General features: G+C 49.4%; 21 protein-coding genes. 13 read left to right on the top strand and 8 right to left on the bottom strand.

Going from position 1 to position 19051, the window contains the following annotated elements:
• Positions 1 to 262, top strand: a 262-nt coding sequence (locus B160_RS29695) for a transposase (protein WP_018629550.1), incomplete at its 5' end; no start/stop codon positions are given.
• A gap of 113 nt (positions 263 to 375) precedes the next feature.
• Here the strand turns inward: B160_RS29695 and B160_RS0119185 are convergent.
• Positions 376 to 639, bottom strand: a complete 264-nt coding sequence (locus tag B160_RS0119185) for a hypothetical protein (protein ID WP_018629549.1) — start codon at positions 637 to 639, stop codon at positions 376 to 378.
• 194 nt (positions 640 to 833) lie between these two features.
• On the bottom strand, positions 834 to 1775 hold the full coding sequence (gene fmt / locus B160_RS0119180) for a methionyl-tRNA formyltransferase (RefSeq protein ID WP_018629548.1): 942 nt from the start codon (positions 1773 to 1775) through the stop codon (positions 834 to 836).
• Positions 1776 to 1917: 142 nt separating this feature from the next.
• On the opposite strand from fmt, the gene B160_RS0119175 reads away from it, so the two are divergent.
• From B160_RS0119175 to B160_RS0119160, 4 genes are all read left to right on the top strand, one after another.
• Positions 1918 to 2526 (top strand): DinB family protein, encoded by a 609-nt coding sequence (locus B160_RS0119175; protein WP_018629547.1) that lies wholly within the window; start codon positions 1918 to 1920, stop codon positions 2524 to 2526.
• Positions 2527 to 2625: 99 nt separating this feature from the next.
• Positions 2626 to 3081 (top strand): FKBP-type peptidyl-prolyl cis-trans isomerase, encoded by a 456-nt coding sequence (locus tag B160_RS0119170; RefSeq protein ID WP_018629546.1) that lies wholly within the window; start codon positions 2626 to 2628, stop codon positions 3079 to 3081.
• A 143-nt stretch (positions 3082 to 3224) separates the two neighbouring features.
• Positions 3225 to 4469, top strand: coding sequence for a peptidase T (gene pepT / locus B160_RS0119165; protein ID WP_018629545.1), 1245 nt, complete (start codon positions 3225 to 3227; stop codon positions 4467 to 4469).
• Between the two features lie 46 nt (positions 4470 to 4515).
• Positions 4516 to 5460: an SPFH domain-containing protein gene (locus tag B160_RS0119160; RefSeq protein WP_018629544.1), complete on the top strand. Its 945-nt coding sequence runs from the start codon at positions 4516 to 4518 to the stop codon at positions 5458 to 5460.
• Here B160_RS0119160 and prmC read toward each other — a convergent pair.
• The gene (gene prmC / locus B160_RS0119155; RefSeq protein WP_018629543.1) at positions 5443 to 6312 is read right to left on the bottom strand and encodes a peptide chain release factor N(5)-glutamine methyltransferase; all 870 of its coding nucleotides are present in this window, start codon (positions 6310 to 6312) and stop codon (positions 5443 to 5445) included. The genes B160_RS0119160 and prmC overlap by 18 nt on opposite strands.
• Before the next feature lie 32 nt (positions 6313 to 6344).
• Here prmC and ribD point away from each other — a divergent pair, with 32 nt between their 5' ends.
• Complete coding sequence (gene ribD, locus B160_RS0119150) at positions 6345 to 7406, top strand: bifunctional diaminohydroxyphosphoribosylaminopyrimidine deaminase/5-amino-6-(5-phosphoribosylamino)uracil reductase RibD (RefSeq protein WP_018629542.1); 1062 nt, start codon at positions 6345 to 6347, stop codon at positions 7404 to 7406.
• A 1-nt stretch (position 7407) separates the two neighbouring features.
• The gene (locus tag B160_RS0119145) at positions 7408 to 8028 is read left to right on the top strand and encodes an IMPACT family protein (protein ID WP_018629541.1); all 621 of its coding nucleotides are present in this window, start codon (positions 7408 to 7410) and stop codon (positions 8026 to 8028) included.
• On the opposite strand, the gene B160_RS0119140 is transcribed toward B160_RS0119145, so the two are convergent.
• Together B160_RS0119140 and B160_RS0119135 are read right to left on the bottom strand one after the other, a co-directional pair.
• Positions 8015 to 8704, bottom strand: coding sequence for a thioredoxin domain-containing protein (locus B160_RS0119140; RefSeq protein ID WP_018629540.1), 690 nt, complete (start codon positions 8702 to 8704; stop codon positions 8015 to 8017). The genes B160_RS0119145 and B160_RS0119140 overlap by 14 nt on opposite strands.
• A 6-nt stretch (positions 8705 to 8710) precedes the next feature.
• A complete protein-coding gene (locus tag B160_RS0119135; protein WP_018629539.1) occupies positions 8711 to 9817 on the bottom strand; it encodes a lactonase family protein in 1107 nt (368 codons plus the stop codon).
• A gap of 343 nt (positions 9818 to 10160) precedes the next feature.
• On the opposite strand from B160_RS0119135, the gene B160_RS0119125 reads away from it, so the two are divergent.
• Positions 10161 to 10619 carry a hypothetical protein gene (locus B160_RS0119125; RefSeq protein WP_018629538.1) on the top strand — a complete coding sequence of 153 codons (459 nt, stop codon included), beginning with the start codon at positions 10161 to 10163 and terminating at the stop codon, positions 10617 to 10619.
• Between the two features lie 714 nt (positions 10620 to 11333).
• On the opposite strand, the gene B160_RS0119120 is transcribed toward B160_RS0119125, so the two are convergent.
• A complete protein-coding gene (locus B160_RS0119120; protein ID WP_018629537.1) occupies positions 11334 to 11840 on the bottom strand; it encodes an ecotin in 507 nt (168 codons plus the stop codon).
• A 199-nt stretch (positions 11841 to 12039) separates the two neighbouring features.
• On the bottom strand, positions 12040 to 12315 hold the full coding sequence (locus B160_RS0119110) for a hypothetical protein (protein ID WP_018629535.1): 276 nt from the start codon (positions 12313 to 12315) through the stop codon (positions 12040 to 12042).
• A 325-nt stretch (positions 12316 to 12640) separates the two neighbouring features.
• On the opposite strand from B160_RS0119110, the gene B160_RS0119100 reads away from it, so the two are divergent.
• From B160_RS0119100 to B160_RS0119075, 5 genes are all read left to right on the top strand, one after another.
• Complete coding sequence (locus B160_RS0119100; RefSeq protein WP_018629533.1) at positions 12641 to 14899, top strand: Tex family protein; 2259 nt, start codon at positions 12641 to 12643, stop codon at positions 14897 to 14899.
• 118 nt (positions 14900 to 15017) lie between these two features.
• The gene (bla, locus tag B160_RS0119095) at positions 15018 to 15887 is read left to right on the top strand and encodes a subclass B3 metallo-beta-lactamase (protein ID WP_026309873.1); all 870 of its coding nucleotides are present in this window, start codon (positions 15018 to 15020) and stop codon (positions 15885 to 15887) included.
• Between the two features lie 317 nt (positions 15888 to 16204).
• Positions 16205 to 17155, top strand: coding sequence for a thioredoxin-disulfide reductase (gene trxB, locus B160_RS0119085; protein WP_018629530.1), 951 nt, complete (start codon positions 16205 to 16207; stop codon positions 17153 to 17155).
• Positions 17156 to 17246: 91 nt separating this feature from the next.
• A complete protein-coding gene (gene folB, locus B160_RS0119080) occupies positions 17247 to 17609 on the top strand; it encodes a dihydroneopterin aldolase (RefSeq protein WP_018629529.1) in 363 nt (120 codons plus the stop codon).
• 122 nt (positions 17610 to 17731) lie between these two features.
• A complete protein-coding gene (locus B160_RS0119075; RefSeq protein WP_018629528.1) occupies positions 17732 to 18451 on the top strand; it encodes a hypothetical protein in 720 nt (239 codons plus the stop codon).
• A gap of 50 nt (positions 18452 to 18501) precedes the next feature.
• On the opposite strand, the gene B160_RS0119070 is transcribed toward B160_RS0119075, so the two are convergent.
• Positions 18502 to 18996: a cytidine deaminase gene (locus B160_RS0119070; protein ID WP_018629527.1), complete on the bottom strand. Its 495-nt coding sequence runs from the start codon at positions 18994 to 18996 to the stop codon at positions 18502 to 18504.
• Positions 18997 to 19051: the final 55 nt, after the last annotated feature.

The following is a 19051-nucleotide window of genomic DNA, read 5'->3' as shown; positions in this document are numbered from 1 at the left end:
TAAACTGGTTACCAAAATCCGTCGCAATATGAAAAATAAACTATTGACCATCAAAGAAAAGTTTATGTTGAAGCGAAGAGCTTTGATAGAAACAGTGATTGATTTACTAAAGGACTTTCAGGATTTGTGGCACACCCGGCATCGTAGTGTGGACAATGGATTTAATAACATGCTTGCCTGCCTGGCCGCATATAACTTCAGAGATATCAAACCTACCTTCAAAGCGCATAAACGAAACTTTTGGATCGCTATTGCTGCCTAAATCTTGTCGAACTCACGTTATATTATTACCGAAAATACAAGAGATTTTTATTTCTCAATCATTGAAGTGGATACTGCGGCTGATTTTTTGAAAAAGCATTATAAAGGTGGATATCAGCGATAAAACAGTCCGAAATAGAGGATAAGCAATATAAGACCGTGAAGCAGCGCTATAAAAAAGAAGCTTCTTTTAATGATGAACCCCTTTATAATATTGATAACCACCAGGAGCGCGATGAGCACCATAAAAAAGATCAGCGCCATACTGCCCAGTCCGGGGGCACCGCCGTCGTGATCCGGACTTAACTTTACGAATACAAAAACGATAAGCGCGGCGAGAGTATAGAATAACAGTACCAGAACAGATGCTCTTTTCATAGTAGGGCTTTTAGGATACACTTGCTGATAGAGCCACAAACTTTATGCTAAACTGGGAGCAGGTGAAGATCCGGCAGAGCCCTCTTGCGCCCCGGTATGGCAGGAGCCGTTATTCCCCGGCATCGGAGAGCTTTGATCTGCAATGCTCCGGAAATCATCAAAGCTTACAGCTGCCATATTATGAAGGGGCCCCGCTACAACTGGTAACCCCGCAAAAAATCTTCGATAGCCATGCGTTTTTTCCCTTCCAGCTGGATCTCTTCCAGGTCCAGGAACCCATCAGTACAAGCAAAAGAAAGACGGGTTTTGCCATCTGTTTTACAGGCGCCGGGCTGCCGGTCCGTTGTTCCTTTTCTTGCAGATGCGCGGAAGATCTTAAACTTTTTGCCGTTTAAGAACGTAAAGGCACCCGGGTAAGGCGAGAGCCCGCGCACAAGATCATGAACTTTCTCAACCGGTTGGCTAAAGTCAATCTGACAGGTTTCTGTAAAGATCTTTGGCGCATGGCGCAGCGGCGTCCCGGGCACGATCTGCTGCGGGGTTTCTGTAAGCGATCCGTTTGCCAGGCCCTGTACGGTCTTTACCAGCAGGCGGGCACCTACTTCCTTCATGGTGTCGTGCACGGTACCCGCGGTATCTTCTGTTGAAACAGGAAAGCGGTCCTGCAACAGGATATTGCCGGTGTCAATCTCATGCTGTAACTTAAAGGTGGTTACACCAGTTTCCTTTTCACCGTTGATCACAGCCCAGTTGATCGGAGCTGCGCCCCGGTATTGCGGTAGCAGGGAGCCATGCAGGTTGATCGTGCCCATGGGAGGCATGTTCCAGACAACTTCCGGAAGCATTCGGAATGCGACACAGATCTGAAGGTCGGCTTTTAAAGAACGCAGTTCCTCCAGGAATGCAGGGCTCTTTAGTTTTTCAGGCTGCAGGATCGTCCATCCTTTTTCCAGGGCGTATTTTTTTACGGCGCTTTGTTGCAGCGCCATACCTCTGCCTGCGGGCTTATCGGGGGCAGTGATCACGCCAACAATGGAACATCCGGCTTTTGCAAGGGCATCCAGGCTGGCTACCGCAAATTCCGGGGTTCCCATAAACACGATACGTGGCTTTTTTGCCTGTTCATTCAGCGTCATCCTGCAAAAATAGCAGTAAATGGTCTATCTTTGAAGAGTTAAGCCGTGTTTCAGACAGCAATTTGCCCCGGTCTGGAACCGGAGTTACAGACACTTTTTATTTTCCCGCTTTCATCATTCAGTAATTTTTAAAAACGATATTATGAAACAGCTGTTGATCTGTCTGTTTTTATTTGGCGCAAGTAACTTGGTGCACGCTCAGAAAGCTGAGGTCGCGCCCGGAGACCGGAAGTTTGCCGTTGATTATTATTTAAAAACAAAAGAACGGTTGCTCCGCGACGTGGAAAAGCTGAGCGACCAACAATTGAATTATAAACAGGATTCTTCGCGCTGGTCAATTGCACAATGTGTAGAGCATATTGCGCTGGCAGAAAGCGGGTTGTGGCAGTGGTGCATGATGACCCTCAAAGACGATTCCGCTAAACTGATAAAACCGGGAAAGCTGATCACCAATGAGCAGCTGATCGCCGCGGTAACGGACCGTACAAAAAAGGCGCAGGCTCCGGAAATGTTACGGCCGGGAAACCAGTTCCCTGGCGCGAAGGCGGCTTTAGCAGCTTATATTTCGAGAAGAGACTCCACAATCGGGTATCTGGAAACCACGCGGGCGCCGCTGCGGGATCACTATATGCAAACGCCCGCCGGAACACTGGATGTTTTCCAGGGGCTGCTGCTGCTGGCAGCCCATAGTGAGCGGCATACCCTGCAGATAGAAGAAGTGATGAAAAGCCCGGGTTTTCCACGGAAATAGACGCCTGTCCGGCACAAGATACCGCGGGCCAGATTGCGGCATCTGGGTAAAAAAGACTACCTTGCCCCCGAATCCGTTTATTCATTTTAAATTCTATCAATGCAACAAGCAAAAAAAGGAGATAAAGTAAAAGTACATTACCACGGCAAACTGATCACGGGGGAAACATTTGATTCTTCCGAAGGACGGGATCCGCTGCCGTTCGAGATAGGTGGGGGAATGGTGATCAAAGGTTTTGACGATGGTGTTACAGGAATGACGGTTGGTGAAAAAAAGACCATCACTATTCCTGCCGATGAAGCATACGGCCCGGTGAACCCGGATATGGTCATCGAGATGCCCAAAGATCGCCTGCCCCAGGATATGGAAGTGGAAGTAGGCATGCCGTTGGTGATGAGTGATCCGCAGGGGCAGCAGTTCCAGGTAACGGTAAAAGAGATCGCCGAAGATAAGATCGTGCTGGATGCAAATCATCCGCTGGCCGGAAAAGACCTGGTCTTTGACCTGGAGCTGGTAGAAATAGAAGGCGGTAGCCCATTGATCATTATGCCTTAATACAAACCTGATTCATTATTGGATAAAGCAGCTTTTAAGCTGCTTTTCTATTGCTTGTATCTTTTTTAAATGATTGATATTGCTTTGTTTATTCGTTATTATTTATTTTTTTAATGATATTGTTGGCGTAACAATAAATGACCATGACCTACAATTTTACGGTCGCTGACCGCTTTTTGAAATATGTGGCCATCGACACCCAAAGCGATCCGCTGTCGGATACAGTGCCTTCAACAGCCCGGCAGAAGGACCTGAGCAGGATCTTGGTTGATGAATTAAAGGATATGGGAGTGCAGCAGGCCGCGTTGGATGATTTCGGGTATGTTTATGCCACGATCCCGGCGAACACGCAAAAGACTGTTCCTGTAATCTGCTTTTGCAGTCATGTAGATACATCATCCGACTGTTCCGGCGCCGGGGTAAAGCCCATCGTGCACCGTGAATATGATGGCAGGGAAATCGTACTGCCCGATGATCCCGCACAGATCATCCGCCCCGGCGACCACCCTTACCTGAAAGCAAAAAAGGGCGAAGACCTGATCACGGCCTCGGGTACCACGCTGCTGGGAGCAGATGACAAGGCCGGTGTAGCCATTATTATGGATCTGGCAAACTACCTGGTAACCCATCCGGAAATAAAACACGGCACCATCAAAATTTTATTTACGCCGGATGAAGAGATCGGGCGCGGTGTTGACCATGTGGACCTGGAAAGACTGGGTGCTGATTTTGGTTATACGCTGGACGGAGGAGAACGGGGTAGTTATACAGATGAGACTTTCAGTGCCAACGGGGTTACCATTCATTTTTATGGCAACAGTATCCATCCGGGCTATGCCAGGGGAAAGCTCATTAATGCCATAAAAGTAGCTGGTACTTTCCTGGAGCTCCTGCCCAAAGATGGCTTCAGCCCGGAAACCACCGAGGACCGGGAAGGGTTTGTACACCCGGTGCATATGGAAGGAGGCGCAGAAAAAACCTCGCTCAGTTTCATTATCCGGGACTTTGATACCTCAAAATTAGCATTACATGAAGCGCGGCTCGAACAGTTTGCAAAACAAGCCACCGGCAGGTATCCGGGAAGCAGGTACGAGTTTGAGAGCCGGGAGCAATACCGGAATATGAAGGAAGTGATCGACAACCATCCCGAGATCGGGGAATACGTAAAGATCGCTATGGAGCGGAGCGGCGTGGTTTTTAAAAAAAGCAGTGCCCGCGGGGGAACGGATGGTTCGCGTTTGTCGTTCATGGGCATCCCGTTCCCAGACATTTTTACCGGCGAAATGGCATTTCATGGCAAGCATGAATATGTAAGCATACAGGATATGCAAAAATCTGTGGAAACCCTGATCCATTTGGTGCAGGTTTGGGAAGAAAAAGCTTCCTGAGGCTGAACGGGATGGGCTCCTTTACAAAACTTAAAAATTACATTTTATGATCAATCCTTTTTACATTATTCTTGTGGTGATCCTGCTGGCCGTTCTAAGCGGGCTCTTTACCATTAACCAGGCGTATATCGGCGTCGTTACCATGTTTGGCAAATACAGGCGCATAGTAGGGCCGGGGCTGAATATCAAGATCCCGTTTATAGAAAAAGTGTACCGGAAGGTTTCTGTCCAGAACCGGTCTGTGGAGCTCGAGTTCCAGGCTGTGACCCAGGATCAGGCCAATGTATATTTTAAGAGCATGCTGTTGTATGCGGTGCAGAATGAGTCGGAGGAAACGGTAAAAAAAGTGGCGTTCAAGTTCATTGACGAGCGGAATCTGATGCAGGCACTGGTGCGCACGATCGAAGGAAATATCCGTGCATTTGTGGCTACCAAAAAGCAGGCGGAAGTACTGGGGCTGCGCCGTGAAATTGTGCAGTATGTAAAAGTGGAAATTGATCACACGCTGGAAGAGTGGGGGTATCATTTGCTGGATCTGCAGATCAATGACATTACATTTGATAAAATGATCCTGGATTCCATGAGTAAAGTGGTCGCCAGTAATAACCTGAAAGCCGCTGCAGAAAATGAAGGGCAGGCATTGCTGATTACCAAAACAAAGGCGGCAGAGGCGGAAGGAAATGCCATCAAGATCAGTGCGGAAGCAGAGCGGGAAGCGGCACGCCTGAGAGGGCAGGGGATCGCGCTGTTCCGGGAGGAAGTGGCCAGAGGCGTTTCTTCGGCGGCCGTTGAACTGCGACAGGCCAACCTGGATACCAATTTTATTTTATTCAGTATGTGGACGGAAGCCATCAAGAACTTTGCGGAATACGGAAAGGGTAATGTGATCTTCCTCGACGGCAGCACGGAAGGAATGGAGCATACGATGAAACAATTTCAGGCAATGATGATGCGCCCCGCGGGTACCGACGCCTTAAAGAACGAGGCCTGACGTTTCCTTGAAGCCGGCTTCTACAAACCGCTGTTTACCCTGCAAGTCGTTCTGAATGACCGCAGAAAACCCGTGACTTTCATAGAGGGATGCTGTGGCCCCTGCCTGCTGCTCGTGCACTTCCAGATAGATACGGCCCTGCGGATGCAGGATTCGGTGGGCGAGTCCGGCTATTTTTCTGTAAAACAGCAGAGGGTCATCATTGGGCACAAACAGCGCAAGGTGCGGCTCATGATCCAGTACGTTCCGGTGCATGGCCGTCTTGTCCGTCTCCGGAATATAAGGTGGGTTGCTTACCAGTACATCCACTTCCTGAAGTTGCTCCCAATTGCGCTCGTCCAAAATATCCAGCTCTTTAAAGTCTATCTCCACCCCGTGGGTGGCGGCATTTTTACGGGCCACTTTCAATGCACCGGGACTGACATCGCATGCAGATACGGTGGCCTGTGGCAGCTTCCTTTTCAGGATGACGGGGATGCACCCGCTTCCGGTTCCGATATCCAGCACCCGTAGGGGTTGCCGGTTCCGGTATTCCCGGATGATCCTGTCGGCCAGTTCTTCTGTCTCCGGCCGGGGTATGAGCACATTTTTGTCCACATAAAAAGGAATATCATAGAACCAGGCTTCGTTCAGAATGTATTGCACCGGCTCTGCTTTCAAAAGTCTTTTTTTGATCTCCGCCAGCATTTTTATATAACAGGGGTCGGGGGTGAACCGTTGATCCGGGTTATTGCGCAGGTTCATACCCGTCAGGCTTTCAATGACCAGGTACCATATATGCTGCGCTTCATTTTGCGGATAAAGCACCCCCAGCTCCGTAACAAAGCTTTGTTCTATGTTTTTTAAAGCCATGCTGCAAACTTAATTCTTTTACTTTTGTAAAAATGGTTACGGAAGCACATCGTATATATCTGCAACGCTGTTTTCAGCTGGCGCGCCTGGGTGCGGGCAATGTGGCCCCCAACCCGATGGTGGGCGCCGTGCTGGTACATGATCAGCGGATTATTGGTGAAGGATATCACCAGCGGTACGGGGAAGCCCATGCAGAAGTGTATTGCATCCGGGAAGCCCTGAAAAATGACGCGGCCCTGATCCCCGGGGCTACCTTATATGTTTCTTTAGAGCCCTGCGCGCATTATGGCAAAACGCCTCCCTGTGCCGACCTCATTATCCGGCACCGGATCCCGACGGTAGTGGTAGGCTGTCGCGATAGCTTTGAAGCGGTAAATGGAAAAGGGATCGAAAAGTTGCGGAATGCCGGCATAACCGTGATCGAACAGATCGCTGCCGGGGACGCGGTGACCCTCAACAAGCGGTTCTTTACCTTTCATGAACGGAAACGTCCGTATGTGATCTTAAAATGGGCACAGACAAAGGACGGGGTCATGGCTTCGGCGAGCACAGGGCGTTTAAAGATCACCCATCCGGTAACCGACCGCCTGGTACACCGGTGGCGTTCTGAGGAAGCTGCCATTATGGTGGGGGCGGCCACAGCGGCTAAAGATGATCCGCTGCTGGACAACCGGCATTGGGCAGGGAATGCACCGCTGAAGATCATTGTTTCTGCTTCGGGCGATCTGCCGGGGGATCTGAAGCTGTTGCATTCGGGCAACGCTACCTGGGTATTTAACTGCAAGCAGTCAAAAAAAAGTGCGAAGGCAGAGTGGATCAAAGTGGCGGATGATGAGTTGATCGCGGGCATGTTGCGTGTTTTGCTGGAACGGCAGATCCAGAGCGTTTTTGTGGAAGGCGGGCATCGGTTGCTGCAATCTTTTATCGACGCAGGCTTATGGGATGAGGCCCGGGTAATTACCAATACGGAAATGATCGCCGGCGGCGGGTTGCAGGCCCCCTCACTACACGATCAGGTACGGCTGCAAACAACGATTTTGGGAACCGATGAAGTAACCGTTTATAAGAATACGCATAATCAGTTTATCATTTAAGATGGAGCAGGGGAATTATTATCAGACCATTGAAACCAGTGCGCAGGCAGAGTTTAAGGACCGGGGAAGCCGGTTTCTCGCACTTGCCTATCCCATCAGGGATACGGATGATTTTAAAAAGATAATGGCTGCTGTAAAGAAAGCGCATCCCAAGGCCAACCATCATTGTTTTGCTTACCGGCTGGGCACGGATGGCAATACCTTCCGGTCCAGCGATGCAGGAGAACCGTCCGGAACGGCCGGCCGGCCCATACTTGGGCAGATCGACAGCCGCCAGGTGACTGACGTCCTTATTGTGGTGGTCCGGTATTTTGGAGGCACCCTGCTGGGCGTTCCCGGACTGATCAATGCCTATAAATCGGCCGCGGCCATGGCTTTACAGGTAACGCCGGTAGTGCGCAAACCGGTACTAAAGGGATACAATCTCCAGTTTGATTATACACAGCTGAACGAAGTGATGAACGTGGTGAAGCAGTTTGACTGTATGGTGCTCAAACAGGAGCTGCAGCTTTTTTGCTCTATGGACATCGGCATCCCCAGGAACCGGCTAACGGAAACGGTGATGCGGCTGGAAGATATTAAGAACCTGGCGCTGAAAGAGGTTGCGGCTATTTCAGCTTAGCCAATACTTTTTCTTTGCGGATATAACCCAGGGTCGACCATTGCAGCTTCCCGTTCTTATAAAGATGCAGCACCGGCAACGCATCGATCCTTAGCTCCCGGGCAAGCTCCCGGCTTTCGTCCACATTGATGCGCAGCACCGTTACGGTAGCGGCCTTTTCGCGGGCTATTTCTTTCAGGTAAGGTTCCATCTTTTTGCAGGGCGCGCACCATTCCGCGTAGAAGTCAACCAGAACAAGTTTATCGGTGACCAGCGCTTTGTCAAAGTCTGCCCGGACAAATGCGTCGTTCACGGCTGCTGATCGTTCTTCGGGCAGCCCGTCAGCGCGCCATTTCATCATTCCGCCCGCCATTTCATATACCTTTTTAAACCCCTTTTTCCGGAGAAAATCCGCAGCCTTTGCGCTTCTGCCTCCACTCAGGCAATAGAGATACACCGGCTGGTCTTTGGGCAACAGCCGGGCCCTGGAAGCAAAAGAAGAATCGTTCCAGTTAATATTTATGGCGCCTGCTACATGGCCCGCATGATATTCTTTGGGAGTGCGCACATCCAGCAATGTCCTGGAGCTGTTGTCTTCTATTTTGTTATAAAATGTTTGAACGGGTAATGCGGCCGTTTGTCCGTATGTAGAGAAGAACAGTGCGGTGCCAACAATGGCAAAGAGTAAATATTTCATCCGGGATTATTTTGTGATCCATTTTAAAGAAACGGGAGCATCGGTCTTTATTTCCCTGCCGGTAGGCGCAGGAACTCCGGTTTGCGGGTCTATTTTAAAGATCGTAATGTTATTGCTTTTTTGATTGGCCGCCAGCAGCCAGTTGCCAGAAGGATCGATGGTGAAATTCCTTGGAAAATCTCCGTTGGTGGATAAGCTGCTCACGAATGTGATCCTGCCGGTTTTACGGTCGGTCCGGTAAACTTCAATGGTGCTGTTACTGCGTTGCGATACGTAAAGGAATTTATTGTCTGGTGAAAGGTGAATATCTGCTCCCGCAGCTTCTCCTTTTTCCGCCTTTAAAGCATCTTCTGTTTGCAGCTGTTGCAGCTGCCCTTTATGCAGGGCGTAAACGTTCACGGTGCCAAACATTTCATCTACATTGTAAACGAATTTTTTGTTTTTCGAAATGACCATATGGCGCGGACCGGCGCCGGGTGCCGTTTGAATAAAGGACTGTCTTGCTGTATCCACTTTTCCCGTTTGGGCATTAAAGGGATAAGAAACGATCCGGTCTGTTCCCAGATCGCATACGTACAGGAACTTATTGCCGGGGTCGATGGTGGTACTGTGCACGTGCGGGGTCTGCTGGCGGGTGAGGTCCGGCCCGCTTCCGGTATGTTTTACCAGTTGAGAAAAAGCGCCGATGGTGCCATCGCTGTTGATGGCATAAATGGAAAAATCCCCGCTGGAGTAGTTGGAAGCAAACAGCCACCTGCCTTTCCGGTCGCTTTCGAGGTAGCAGGGATCATCTCCCATACTCTTTACCGAATTTAAAAGCGTAAGTTTCCCGGTGCCGTTATCAACCGAAAAAGCGCTGATGTCCCCGTCTTTGGTTTCATTAACGGAATAAACAAATCTCCCGCCTTTTGAAACAAGCTGGTAAGACGGGTTTACAGTTTCCGTCATGCCCGCGGCCACCAGGGTGCCGGTGCGGGGATCAAAGTCGTAAACATAAATGCCTTTACTGGTACTGTTGTGCTGGGTGTAGGTGCCCACAACGAGGTATTGGCCATACGCTTTGTTTTTCAGCGTAACGCTCATAAGAAGCAACAAGATAAAAAATGCCTTCATGCTAAAAGTTGAGATGCAAAGGTACGATAAGTTTGAGGTTTGAAAGTGCGCATTCCCTGCGGGATCCGGGCGAGCATATCCGGATGACGGTACGGCTGCGGCCGTTGCTTGTAAGGACGAGGCTCGGCCTGTTTAAAAGATCTGGGGAGTGGATGGCGTGTCGCTGGCCGGCGTATCATTCATTTGTCGGCTTAAAATGTGTTTGCCCGGGTGCGGAATATTCCAGGTTCGCTTTTATCTGTTTTTTAACAAATGTCATGCAATTTTCATAACCAATAGAACTTCTATATATTAAAGAAATGTGGCGACAGGAAAATTTGAAAACAATTAAACTTTAACTACCATGAAACGGATTTTTACATTTTCAATTATAGCGGTTTTAGCTGCTGTTGTTTTGACAAGTTGTTCCAAACGGGATTATTGGAGGGATGATGATCCCTATAATGATGAATCGGGGATCACGGTTTATATTTCCGAGGTAGGCTCTCCTTATTCGGTTATACGTATGGATTATGACGGCAGGTATGCTATAGTTTATAGCCAGGAAAGTGACAAATATTACTGGCCGGAGATGAATGATGTGATTTATGGTGATTTTTCGGTGGGAGGCGGCAGAACCTTATACAATAAAACTGCGGGGTTCAATATCCGGTTAGAGGTAGATGAGTTTTTTGATTATAAGAATGATGCCGTTAATGCAGTGATCCGGCGGGAAGACAATGAGGGTTACGCCAAGGCTTTTAATAACACAAAGGTTTCGCTTCAGAGACGCAGTGGCGTGCAACCGGCTCCCATAAAATAAATTTTGTAGTCCGTTCCCTATAGGGCTGCCTGTGCGGGCGGCCCTTTTTTATGTCTTTTAAAATGGTATGCCTTCATTGCTACAAGGCCTATGCGGCGCTGGAATTTTTTATTTTTTAGAGTCTTTGTGGATGTCCGCGGTCGGTTGACTGCAGCTTGGTAAAAGCATGAAGCAGCGCTTCTGTTGCCTTGCCTGGCAAAGACCGGCGGCAATTGATTGCCTGGCTACCGTGGCATTCGTGCTGAGAAGCTGTTTAAAAACAGTTCAACATAATCCGTATAACCATTAAATGCGCCAACCTTCTATTGTGTCTCTTATGGCCCCGCAGTAGCCACCATCTGTAAAAGATCGGGGTTAAACGATCATTGAGCAAAAGAGGCATCGCCTCGAAAGATCCGGCAAGAACGGATTTCAACCTGTTTGTTAAGCCACAAAGAGCGGAAGAGAGCCCCCGGCCTGGTGCATGATGGGCCGTGCCCATGGCACTCATGAGATTTCCGCTCGTTAAGGTCATGCTCAAGTGCGGCTTTAATGATAACAACGCGATGGTGCTTATAAGGGGAATCGAAATTCTATTTTTAAACGGGCTTCAAAGTAGGCCGTAGATGCGAAGGACTGCGCTGCCCGGATCGGGAGACTGTTTTATTTGCAAAAAAAATGCCACCCGTTAAGGATGACATTTTTATAGAAGGATACCTGTTTTTAAAGAAGGGTTTATTTAACAGCCGCATCAGTGGTGCTGCCCGCATTCCAGATCCGGTATTTCAGCTCATATCCGTCCGGAACAAATACCACTACCGGCAATTTGCTGTTATAGCGGATCTGTTCGGATTTTGCTCTCACAAATTTTTCGACTTTTTTGCCGTCGGGGCAAGCCATCATGGTTGAGATCACGGTACCATTGGTTGCAAATTCATAATAACTGTATCCCCATCCCCGGAGATCTTTTTCTACAATTTTACCATTCAATGAGCGGGTATTGCAGTCGGTAGGCATTACCTTGCCGGGAATCAGCTCCAGTTTAAAATCCGCCTCTGATGAGCCTTTTTCCGGAGGCAGGATCACATAACGTTTATATCCTTTTTTCTCTTTTGGAAAGTGCTCCAGCTGTTTTTGTGCTTCTTCATTTTTTACCACGGTCTTTCCTGTTTTTTGGGTAGTACTGCAGGAGATCAGCGCCATCGCGATGAATAAAAACCCTGCTAATTGAAATCTTTTCATGGATCATTATTGTTTAATGGTGAAACGAATTATTTCATGTTTTGCAACACCAGGATGCAAAAAAAGACGGGATTGCATAAAATGCCGTGTTCGCAAGGCAGACCGGCGAAGCGGGGTAAAGGTTGCCTCTTTCCGATAATGATGATCTTGATCAAAAAATCAATGCGCAGGATGCGGCGCACGGTAAGGGGACGCTGTTTTAGCCCGGCTGCAGAATTGCGGAGTCCTGGTTGGTAATAGAGTAACGATAGGTTTCCTGTATATTCCGGGTAATGCTGTTTACAAAACTGCTGATATCATGAAAGCTGATGCTTCCTTCGATGATCCATTCAATGCTCTTGTGATCGGACATTATTTCTCCCGATGATCTTTTTACATTCCGAGTATAAACCGCTTCTTTTAACAGCCTGACCAGCTGTACGAGGATGATGTCTGCTGCTTTTGGAATATGGATCAGGATTGTATATGCCGCCATTTTCGTGTGTTTAAGTGGTTATAAGACCGGCTCACCCTAAGAGGACAAAACAGATAGACAACCGGTATTCCTCCCGGGAAAGATACCACTGCTTCCGGGCCGGAATATTAGTCTACTAAATTTGTAGACAAAAATACTGTAAAATGATCAACCGGACAAATTGTTATCCGGCAAAGAAAAATGGTTGCGGCTTTTCAACTATGCGGGTAAAAAAGTTCTTGTTCCGGGACTCCGGCTGCAGGATCCGGAAAAGGGGATATTGTTATGCACAGTCCTTTGTTTCTTTGATGGCACCGCTTACATTTGCAGCCCAACGAATAAAAAAATGGATGTAAAATACATACAGCAGATTGCAATGGACCTGAGCCTGCCGGTGAAGCAGGTGGGGAATGTGGAACAGTTACACGCAGAAGGGGCAACGATACCGTTTATCAGCCGTTACCGGAAAGAAGCAACCGGCAATATGGATGAGGTGCAGGTAGCCAACGTGATCGATAAGATCCGTTATTACGATGAGCTGGAGAAGCGAAAGGAGACGGTTTTAAAGACCATCGAAACTGCGGGGAAACTGACGCCGGAACTAAAGGGAAGGATCGAAGCCTGCATCAGCGCAACAGAGCTGGAAGACATCTACCTGCCTTACAAACCCAAACGCAAGACCCGGGCTTCGTTGGCCATTGAAAAAGGCCTGGAGCCGCTGGCCGATCTGCTGTTTGCGCAAGGGGGCATCCAGGTGGAAGAAGAAGCCGCCAAATACATCAGCGAGCAGGTTAAGGATGCGGCGGATGCACTGCAGGGCGCAAGGGATATTGTGGCTGAGCGGATTGCCGAAAGCGAACAGGCCCGTACCCTGGTTCGTGCTATGTTTGCGGAAACATCTGTTGTTTCCTCGCGTGTGCTGACCACCAAAAAAGACGAGGCAGAAGCCCAGAAATACCGCGATTACTTTGATTTCAAAGAACCGCTTTCGAAATGTCCGTCGCACCGGATCCTGGCCATCCGCCGTGGCGAAAAAGAGGGGTACCTCATTATGGATATTGCTATAGAAAAAGATTCGGCGACCGGCGCGCTGAAAAATGAATTCATCCGGTCGTCGGGTGAAGCCGCCGGCCAGGTGGCATTGGCCATTGATGATAGCTATGCCCGGTTGCTGAAACCGGCTATTGAAACCGAGTTCCGGATGAACAGCAAAACGGTGGCTGATGAGGAGGCCATCAAAGTGTTTGCCGAAAACCTGCGGCAATTGCTGCTGGCTTCGCCGCTGGGTCACAAGCGCGTACTGGCGATCGATCCGGGTTTCAGAACAGGATGTAAAATAGTATGCCTAGACGAAAGCGGTACCTTTCTCAAATATGAAACGATCTTTCCGCATGCGCCCCAGAACGACGGGTATGGGGCAACGGAAGCGCTAAAGCGCCTGGTAAGCAGATATGATATTGAGGCGATCGGCTATGGGAACGGAACGGCCAGCAAAGAAACCGAAAAGCTGGTAAGGGGAATTGATTTTGGGAGACCGGTATCTGTTTTTATGGTGAATGAAAGCGGTGCTTCCATTTACTCGGCCAGCGAAGTAGCCCGGGAAGAATTTCCAGATGAAGACGTAACAGTGCGGGGCGCGATCAGCATCGGGCGCCGCTTGCTGGACCCGCTGAGCGAACTGGTAAAGATCGACGCAAAAAGCATCGGGGTGGGCCAGTATCAGCACGATGTGAACCAGAACCGTTTAAAGGACAGTCTGGACCAGGTAGTGCAAAGCTGCGTAAACTATGTGGGCGTGGATGTGAATACAGCCAGCAAGCATCTGCTGATGTACGTATCCGGTTTAACCGCTACAACGGCAAAGAATATTGTGGAATACCGGGTAAAGAACGGGGTGTTCAAAAGCAGGGAAGCATTGCTGAAAGTGTCGATGCTGGGTCCCAAGGCATATGAGCAGTGCGCCGGGTTTTTGCGCATACCCGATGCCGCCAATCCATTGGACAATTCTGCCGTGCACCCCGAGAGTTATGCCGTGGTGGAGGCAATGGCCGGAAACCTGAATTGTACAGTTGGGGAATTGATCACAAAGCCGGAACTGCGGAAGGGGATTAAGGCACGGGATTTTGTTACGGAAACGGTTGGACAATACACCATCGAGGATATCTTAAAAGAACTGGAAAAACCGGGACGCGATCCCCGTTCGGCCATAGAAGAGTTCCGTTTTGCAGAGGGGCTGGCTGCCATTGCCGATCTGAAACCGGGGATGAAAGTGCCCGGTATTGTGACCAATATCACGAATTTTGGAGCCTTTGTGGATGTAGGAGTAAAACAGGACGGACTGGTGCATGTATCGCATCTTGCGAACAGGTTTGTAAGCGACCCCAACGAAGTGGTAAAGCTGAATCAGAAAGTAATGGTTACGGTGCTGGAGGTGGATGCCGCGCGCAAACGGATCTCCCTGAGCATGAAAGATACCGCCCCCGGTGAAAGCGGGGGCCGGCCTGCGAAACAACACCAGCAGAAACAGGCTCCGAAGGCTGCACCTGCGGGGAAGAACAACTTTCAGTCGAGCCTGGACGCACTGCGGAAAAGATTTGCCGATTGATCCTGATATACCGGGGCAAACAGAAAGCGGCTCGTTAAAATGCATTGGATTACGGCCTGCTCTTTAATTTTGTATGCGAAATATTTGGGGAAATATGAGAAACAAAAGAGCAGCTTTTTTGCAGACCGGCATTGTATTGTTATTCCTGTTCATTGCTGAACATCCTGTAAGCGCACAGCGGGTAAAGGAACCTGAAAATGTTCCGGCAGACTGGTCGGCGCCCTACCCACCATTCAGGATCGCCGGTAACCTCTATTATGTAGGCACCCACGAGCTGACTTGTTACCTGGTTGCAACAGATAAAGGGAATATCCTCATCAATACAGGACTGGCCGGATCGCTGCCATTGATCAAAAACAGCATAGAGCGGCTGGGGTTCCGGTTAAAGGATACGAAGATCCTGCTGACCTCCCAGGTACATTATGACCACGTAGGAGCAATGGCTGCCATAAAGCAGCTAACGGGCGCACGCATGATGGTAAACGCAAAAGATGCGCCTGTACTGGCAGATGGCGGCCGGTCCGATTATGAGCTGGGAGGGCTGGGGGTACAGTTTAAACCGGTACAGGCAGACCGTTTATTGTATGACGAAGATACCATTGCGCTGGGTAATACCTGTTTGATCCTGCTCCATCATCCGGGACATACCAAAGGATCGAGCAGCTTCCTGGTCACTACAAAAGATGAAAAGCGTTCCTACCGGGTGCTCATTGCCAATATACCCACGATCATTACTCGGCGCCCCTTTGATGCCATCCCGGCCTATCCGGATATTGCACGGGACTATGCGTATACACTGGAATCCCTGAAGCACCTGTCATTTGATCTTTGGGTGGCGGCACATGCCAGCCAGTTTAAGCTGACGGAAAAACGTATGCCAGGCAGCCCTTACGATCCGTTGGTGTTTGCGGACCGGAAAGCGTATGATACGCTCATCCATGACCTATACGGGGCCTACCGCGAAAAAACGGGTCAGAAAGATCCATAAGACATACCGGCCGTGCAATTGCCGCGTTGGTTATGGAGAACACAGGTGGCCTGTTGCAAAACAGGCTGGCCCCTCATGATTGGTCCGGGGCACCGGCGGCGCCTGTTTAGCCGGCTTTTATTGTAATATGGAACAGGACGCTGTTGTATAGTAATCCACATTCCGGCCTGCCAACTGTGGGGAAGCGGTTTCTTTTGATAAACCTTTTCCCTTTATTTTTGTAATACATACAACTTTTAATAACATAAAATAACATTGTAGATGCCGCCCCGATTAGCCTATCGGGGTGTTTCGGCATTATCGTTCAAATCGACAATATGACACAGGAAACAGGAGCAGAAAGAGTAAAATGTTTGATTATCGGCTCGGGGCCGGCAGGATACACGGCAGCTGTTTATGCCTCCCGTGCCAACCTGAACCCCGTTTTATACCAGGGGATCCAGCCCGGAGGACAGCTGACCATCACTACCGAAGTCGAGAACTATCCCGGGTACCCGGATGGGGTACAGGGACCGGAAATGATGATCGACTTTGAAAAACAGGCCAAAAGAATGGGGGCCGACATCCGTTTCGGGATCGCCACAAAGGTGGATTTTTCCAGTCACCCGCATAAGGTATGGATCGATGATGAAAAACTGATCGAGGCCGATGCGGTGATCATTTCAACGGGCGCTTCTGCAAAATGGCTGGGCCTGTCGAGCGAAGAGCGCCTGAACGGGTTTGGTGTAAGCGCCTGTGCGGTGTGCGATGGTTTCTTCTTCAGAGGAAAAGACGTAGCCATTGTGGGCGCCGGCGATACAGCGGCAGAAGAGGCCTTGTATCTTTCGAAACTTTGCACCACTGTACATATGCTGGTACGGAAAGGGGAGATGCGGGCGTCCAGAGTAATGCAGGACCGTGTTTTGAAAACTCCCAATATCAAGGTTTACTTTAATACGGAAACAGAAGAGGTATTGGGTGAAAAAACCGTAAACGGTGTGCGGGTCCGGAATAACCAGACCGGGGAAACCCAGGAGATACCGGTAAGCGGCTTTTTTGTTGCCATTGGACATCAACCCAATTCCGATATCTTTAAAGGATTCCTCGATATGGATGAAGCCGGGTATATCAAAACCGTCCCGGGTACCTCAAAAACAAATGTGGAAGGTGTTTTTGCTTCGGGAGATGTGCAGGACAAGATCTACCGGCAGGCCGTCACCGCTGCGGGAAGCGGCTGTATGGCTGCACTGGATGCCGAACGTTACCTGGGAGAAAAAGGCATTCATTAAATTCCCGGTTGCGAAAACGGTGCGGCGGCGCTCAATGGAGTTTTCAGAAGACGTGCCCCTCCCGGATCTTCAGGCAAAAACAACAAGCTAAATGGCACAACTCATCACCATTCACCTGGAGCATTTGCGCTTTTTTGCGGGTCACGGATTATATGCCGAAGAAAAAAAGACCGGCAATGCGTTTGAAATGAGTCTTTCGGTTTCCTTTCCAAAAGAGGACGGCGTGATCAGCAAACTGGAAGATACCCTGAACTATGCCGAGGTGTACGGCCTGGTAAAAGAGGAGATGCAATATCCAAGGGAATTACTGGAAACGTTTCTTACGGAACTGGCCGGGCGTTTGAAGGACCGGTTCCCGGAGATCTCTGCGTTAAAAATGAGCTTATATAAGCTCACCGTCCCCATCGAAAGCTTCGCAGGAAGAGTAGGGGTGGAGCTGGAACAAAGGTTTTAAGAACCCTTCCGGCCCGATTGCTGAGGAGAACCCGCGGCGGTGCTTTTAACAGTACTTTCAGGATTCCGTTTACCGGTTTCTGATCGTTCTCTTCTATCTTGTGTGCTCAACCACTGTCATTTATGAAAAAACAACTCATTGCTGCTTTTTCCTTTCTTGTGTTGGTGACAGCCTGTGGCAAAACGGATGTGGAGCTGCCGGAAAAAAAGCCGGGAAAAGAAACGGTTTCCCTGTGGGCCAAAACCGAAGGGCGGCTGGCATTGCCTGCCTATGCAGGTAAAGGATATGTATTGGCTTCTTCAGACACTGCTATTGCAAAAGCCGTTTGGAAAGGGAACGGGGCGCTGATAACGACCCATGCCCCGGGCAATACGACCGTCACTGTTCAGGATAAAAGTACAGGGAAGCCGCTGTTGCAGATCGGCGTTTTTTCACGGTCGGTAGAAACGGCGTATGGCTGGAGGAATATAGAAAATGAACAATGGAAGACATCGGTTGTGGTTAAAGCCCGTAACGCCACGGATTCCCGCGCATTGCAAAATCAATTGCTTGATTCCATCAAAGCCGGAACAGCCGGCAGTGGTTTTATTTTCCGTAAAAATGAAGCGGCGGAATATGCACAGAATCGGCAGCTTTATAAAGTAGGATACACTTTTGACAACTGGTTACTTACCCTTCGTCATGAAGGCTGGCTCGAGCAGATCTTCCTGAACCCGGTTCAATACAATGTGATCGGACTGACGCAGGACCTGACAGACCAGTATAAGGCCCGCTACCCCGGAAAGAAGATATTGAAAGTGAAAATTACCCGGTATTTTACAGAAGTGCTTCCACCCGGGTGATCTCTGCAGAAAAGCATTATATTTTTTCGAAACTCCACTGTTCCAGGATATCAGCCCCGGATGCCCAGATCATCGTTGCCAAAAGCGAGGGGAAGCAGATCCTTTATGGTGTCAATGATGTAAACAGGTCCTTCCATGCCGGAGAGCAACAAACGAATGGGGCTGCCAGTGCGTTTTTCATATTCCGATAGCGCCTGGCGGCACATGCCACAGGGAGAAATGGGCCGGTTGCTGTTCCCGGTATGGGAATGATAGGCTACCGCAAGGGTAAGGATCGGCTCATCGCTGTACTGTGTGCCTACGGTTGCCAATAGTGCTCTTTCTGCGCAGATGCCTACGGGATAGGAAGCGTTCTCCTGGTTGGAGCCTACAACCGTTCTGCCATTGGCCAGTTTAGCGGCGCAGGCCACACTGAACCGGGAATAGGGGGCATATGCTCTCCGGGTCGTTTTTCGTGCTTGCTGCAGCAAAGCAGCATCTTCTGCTGCCAGTGCGCTGCTGTCTTCTGCTACGGTATAGGTGAACTGAAATTTTTTTTTCTTCATGATCTGCCGGCCCGGTGTTTTTAAAACAGAGGGTATTAAAGATAAGGAATATTTT

The organism is Niabella aurantiaca DSM 17617, assembly GCF_000374125.1.
Taxonomy (GTDB): Bacteria; Bacteroidota; Bacteroidia; order Chitinophagales; family Chitinophagaceae; genus Niabella; species Niabella aurantiaca.
Note: the sequence above shows the minus strand (reverse complement) of the source record. Positions and strands in the feature narration are given on the sequence as shown.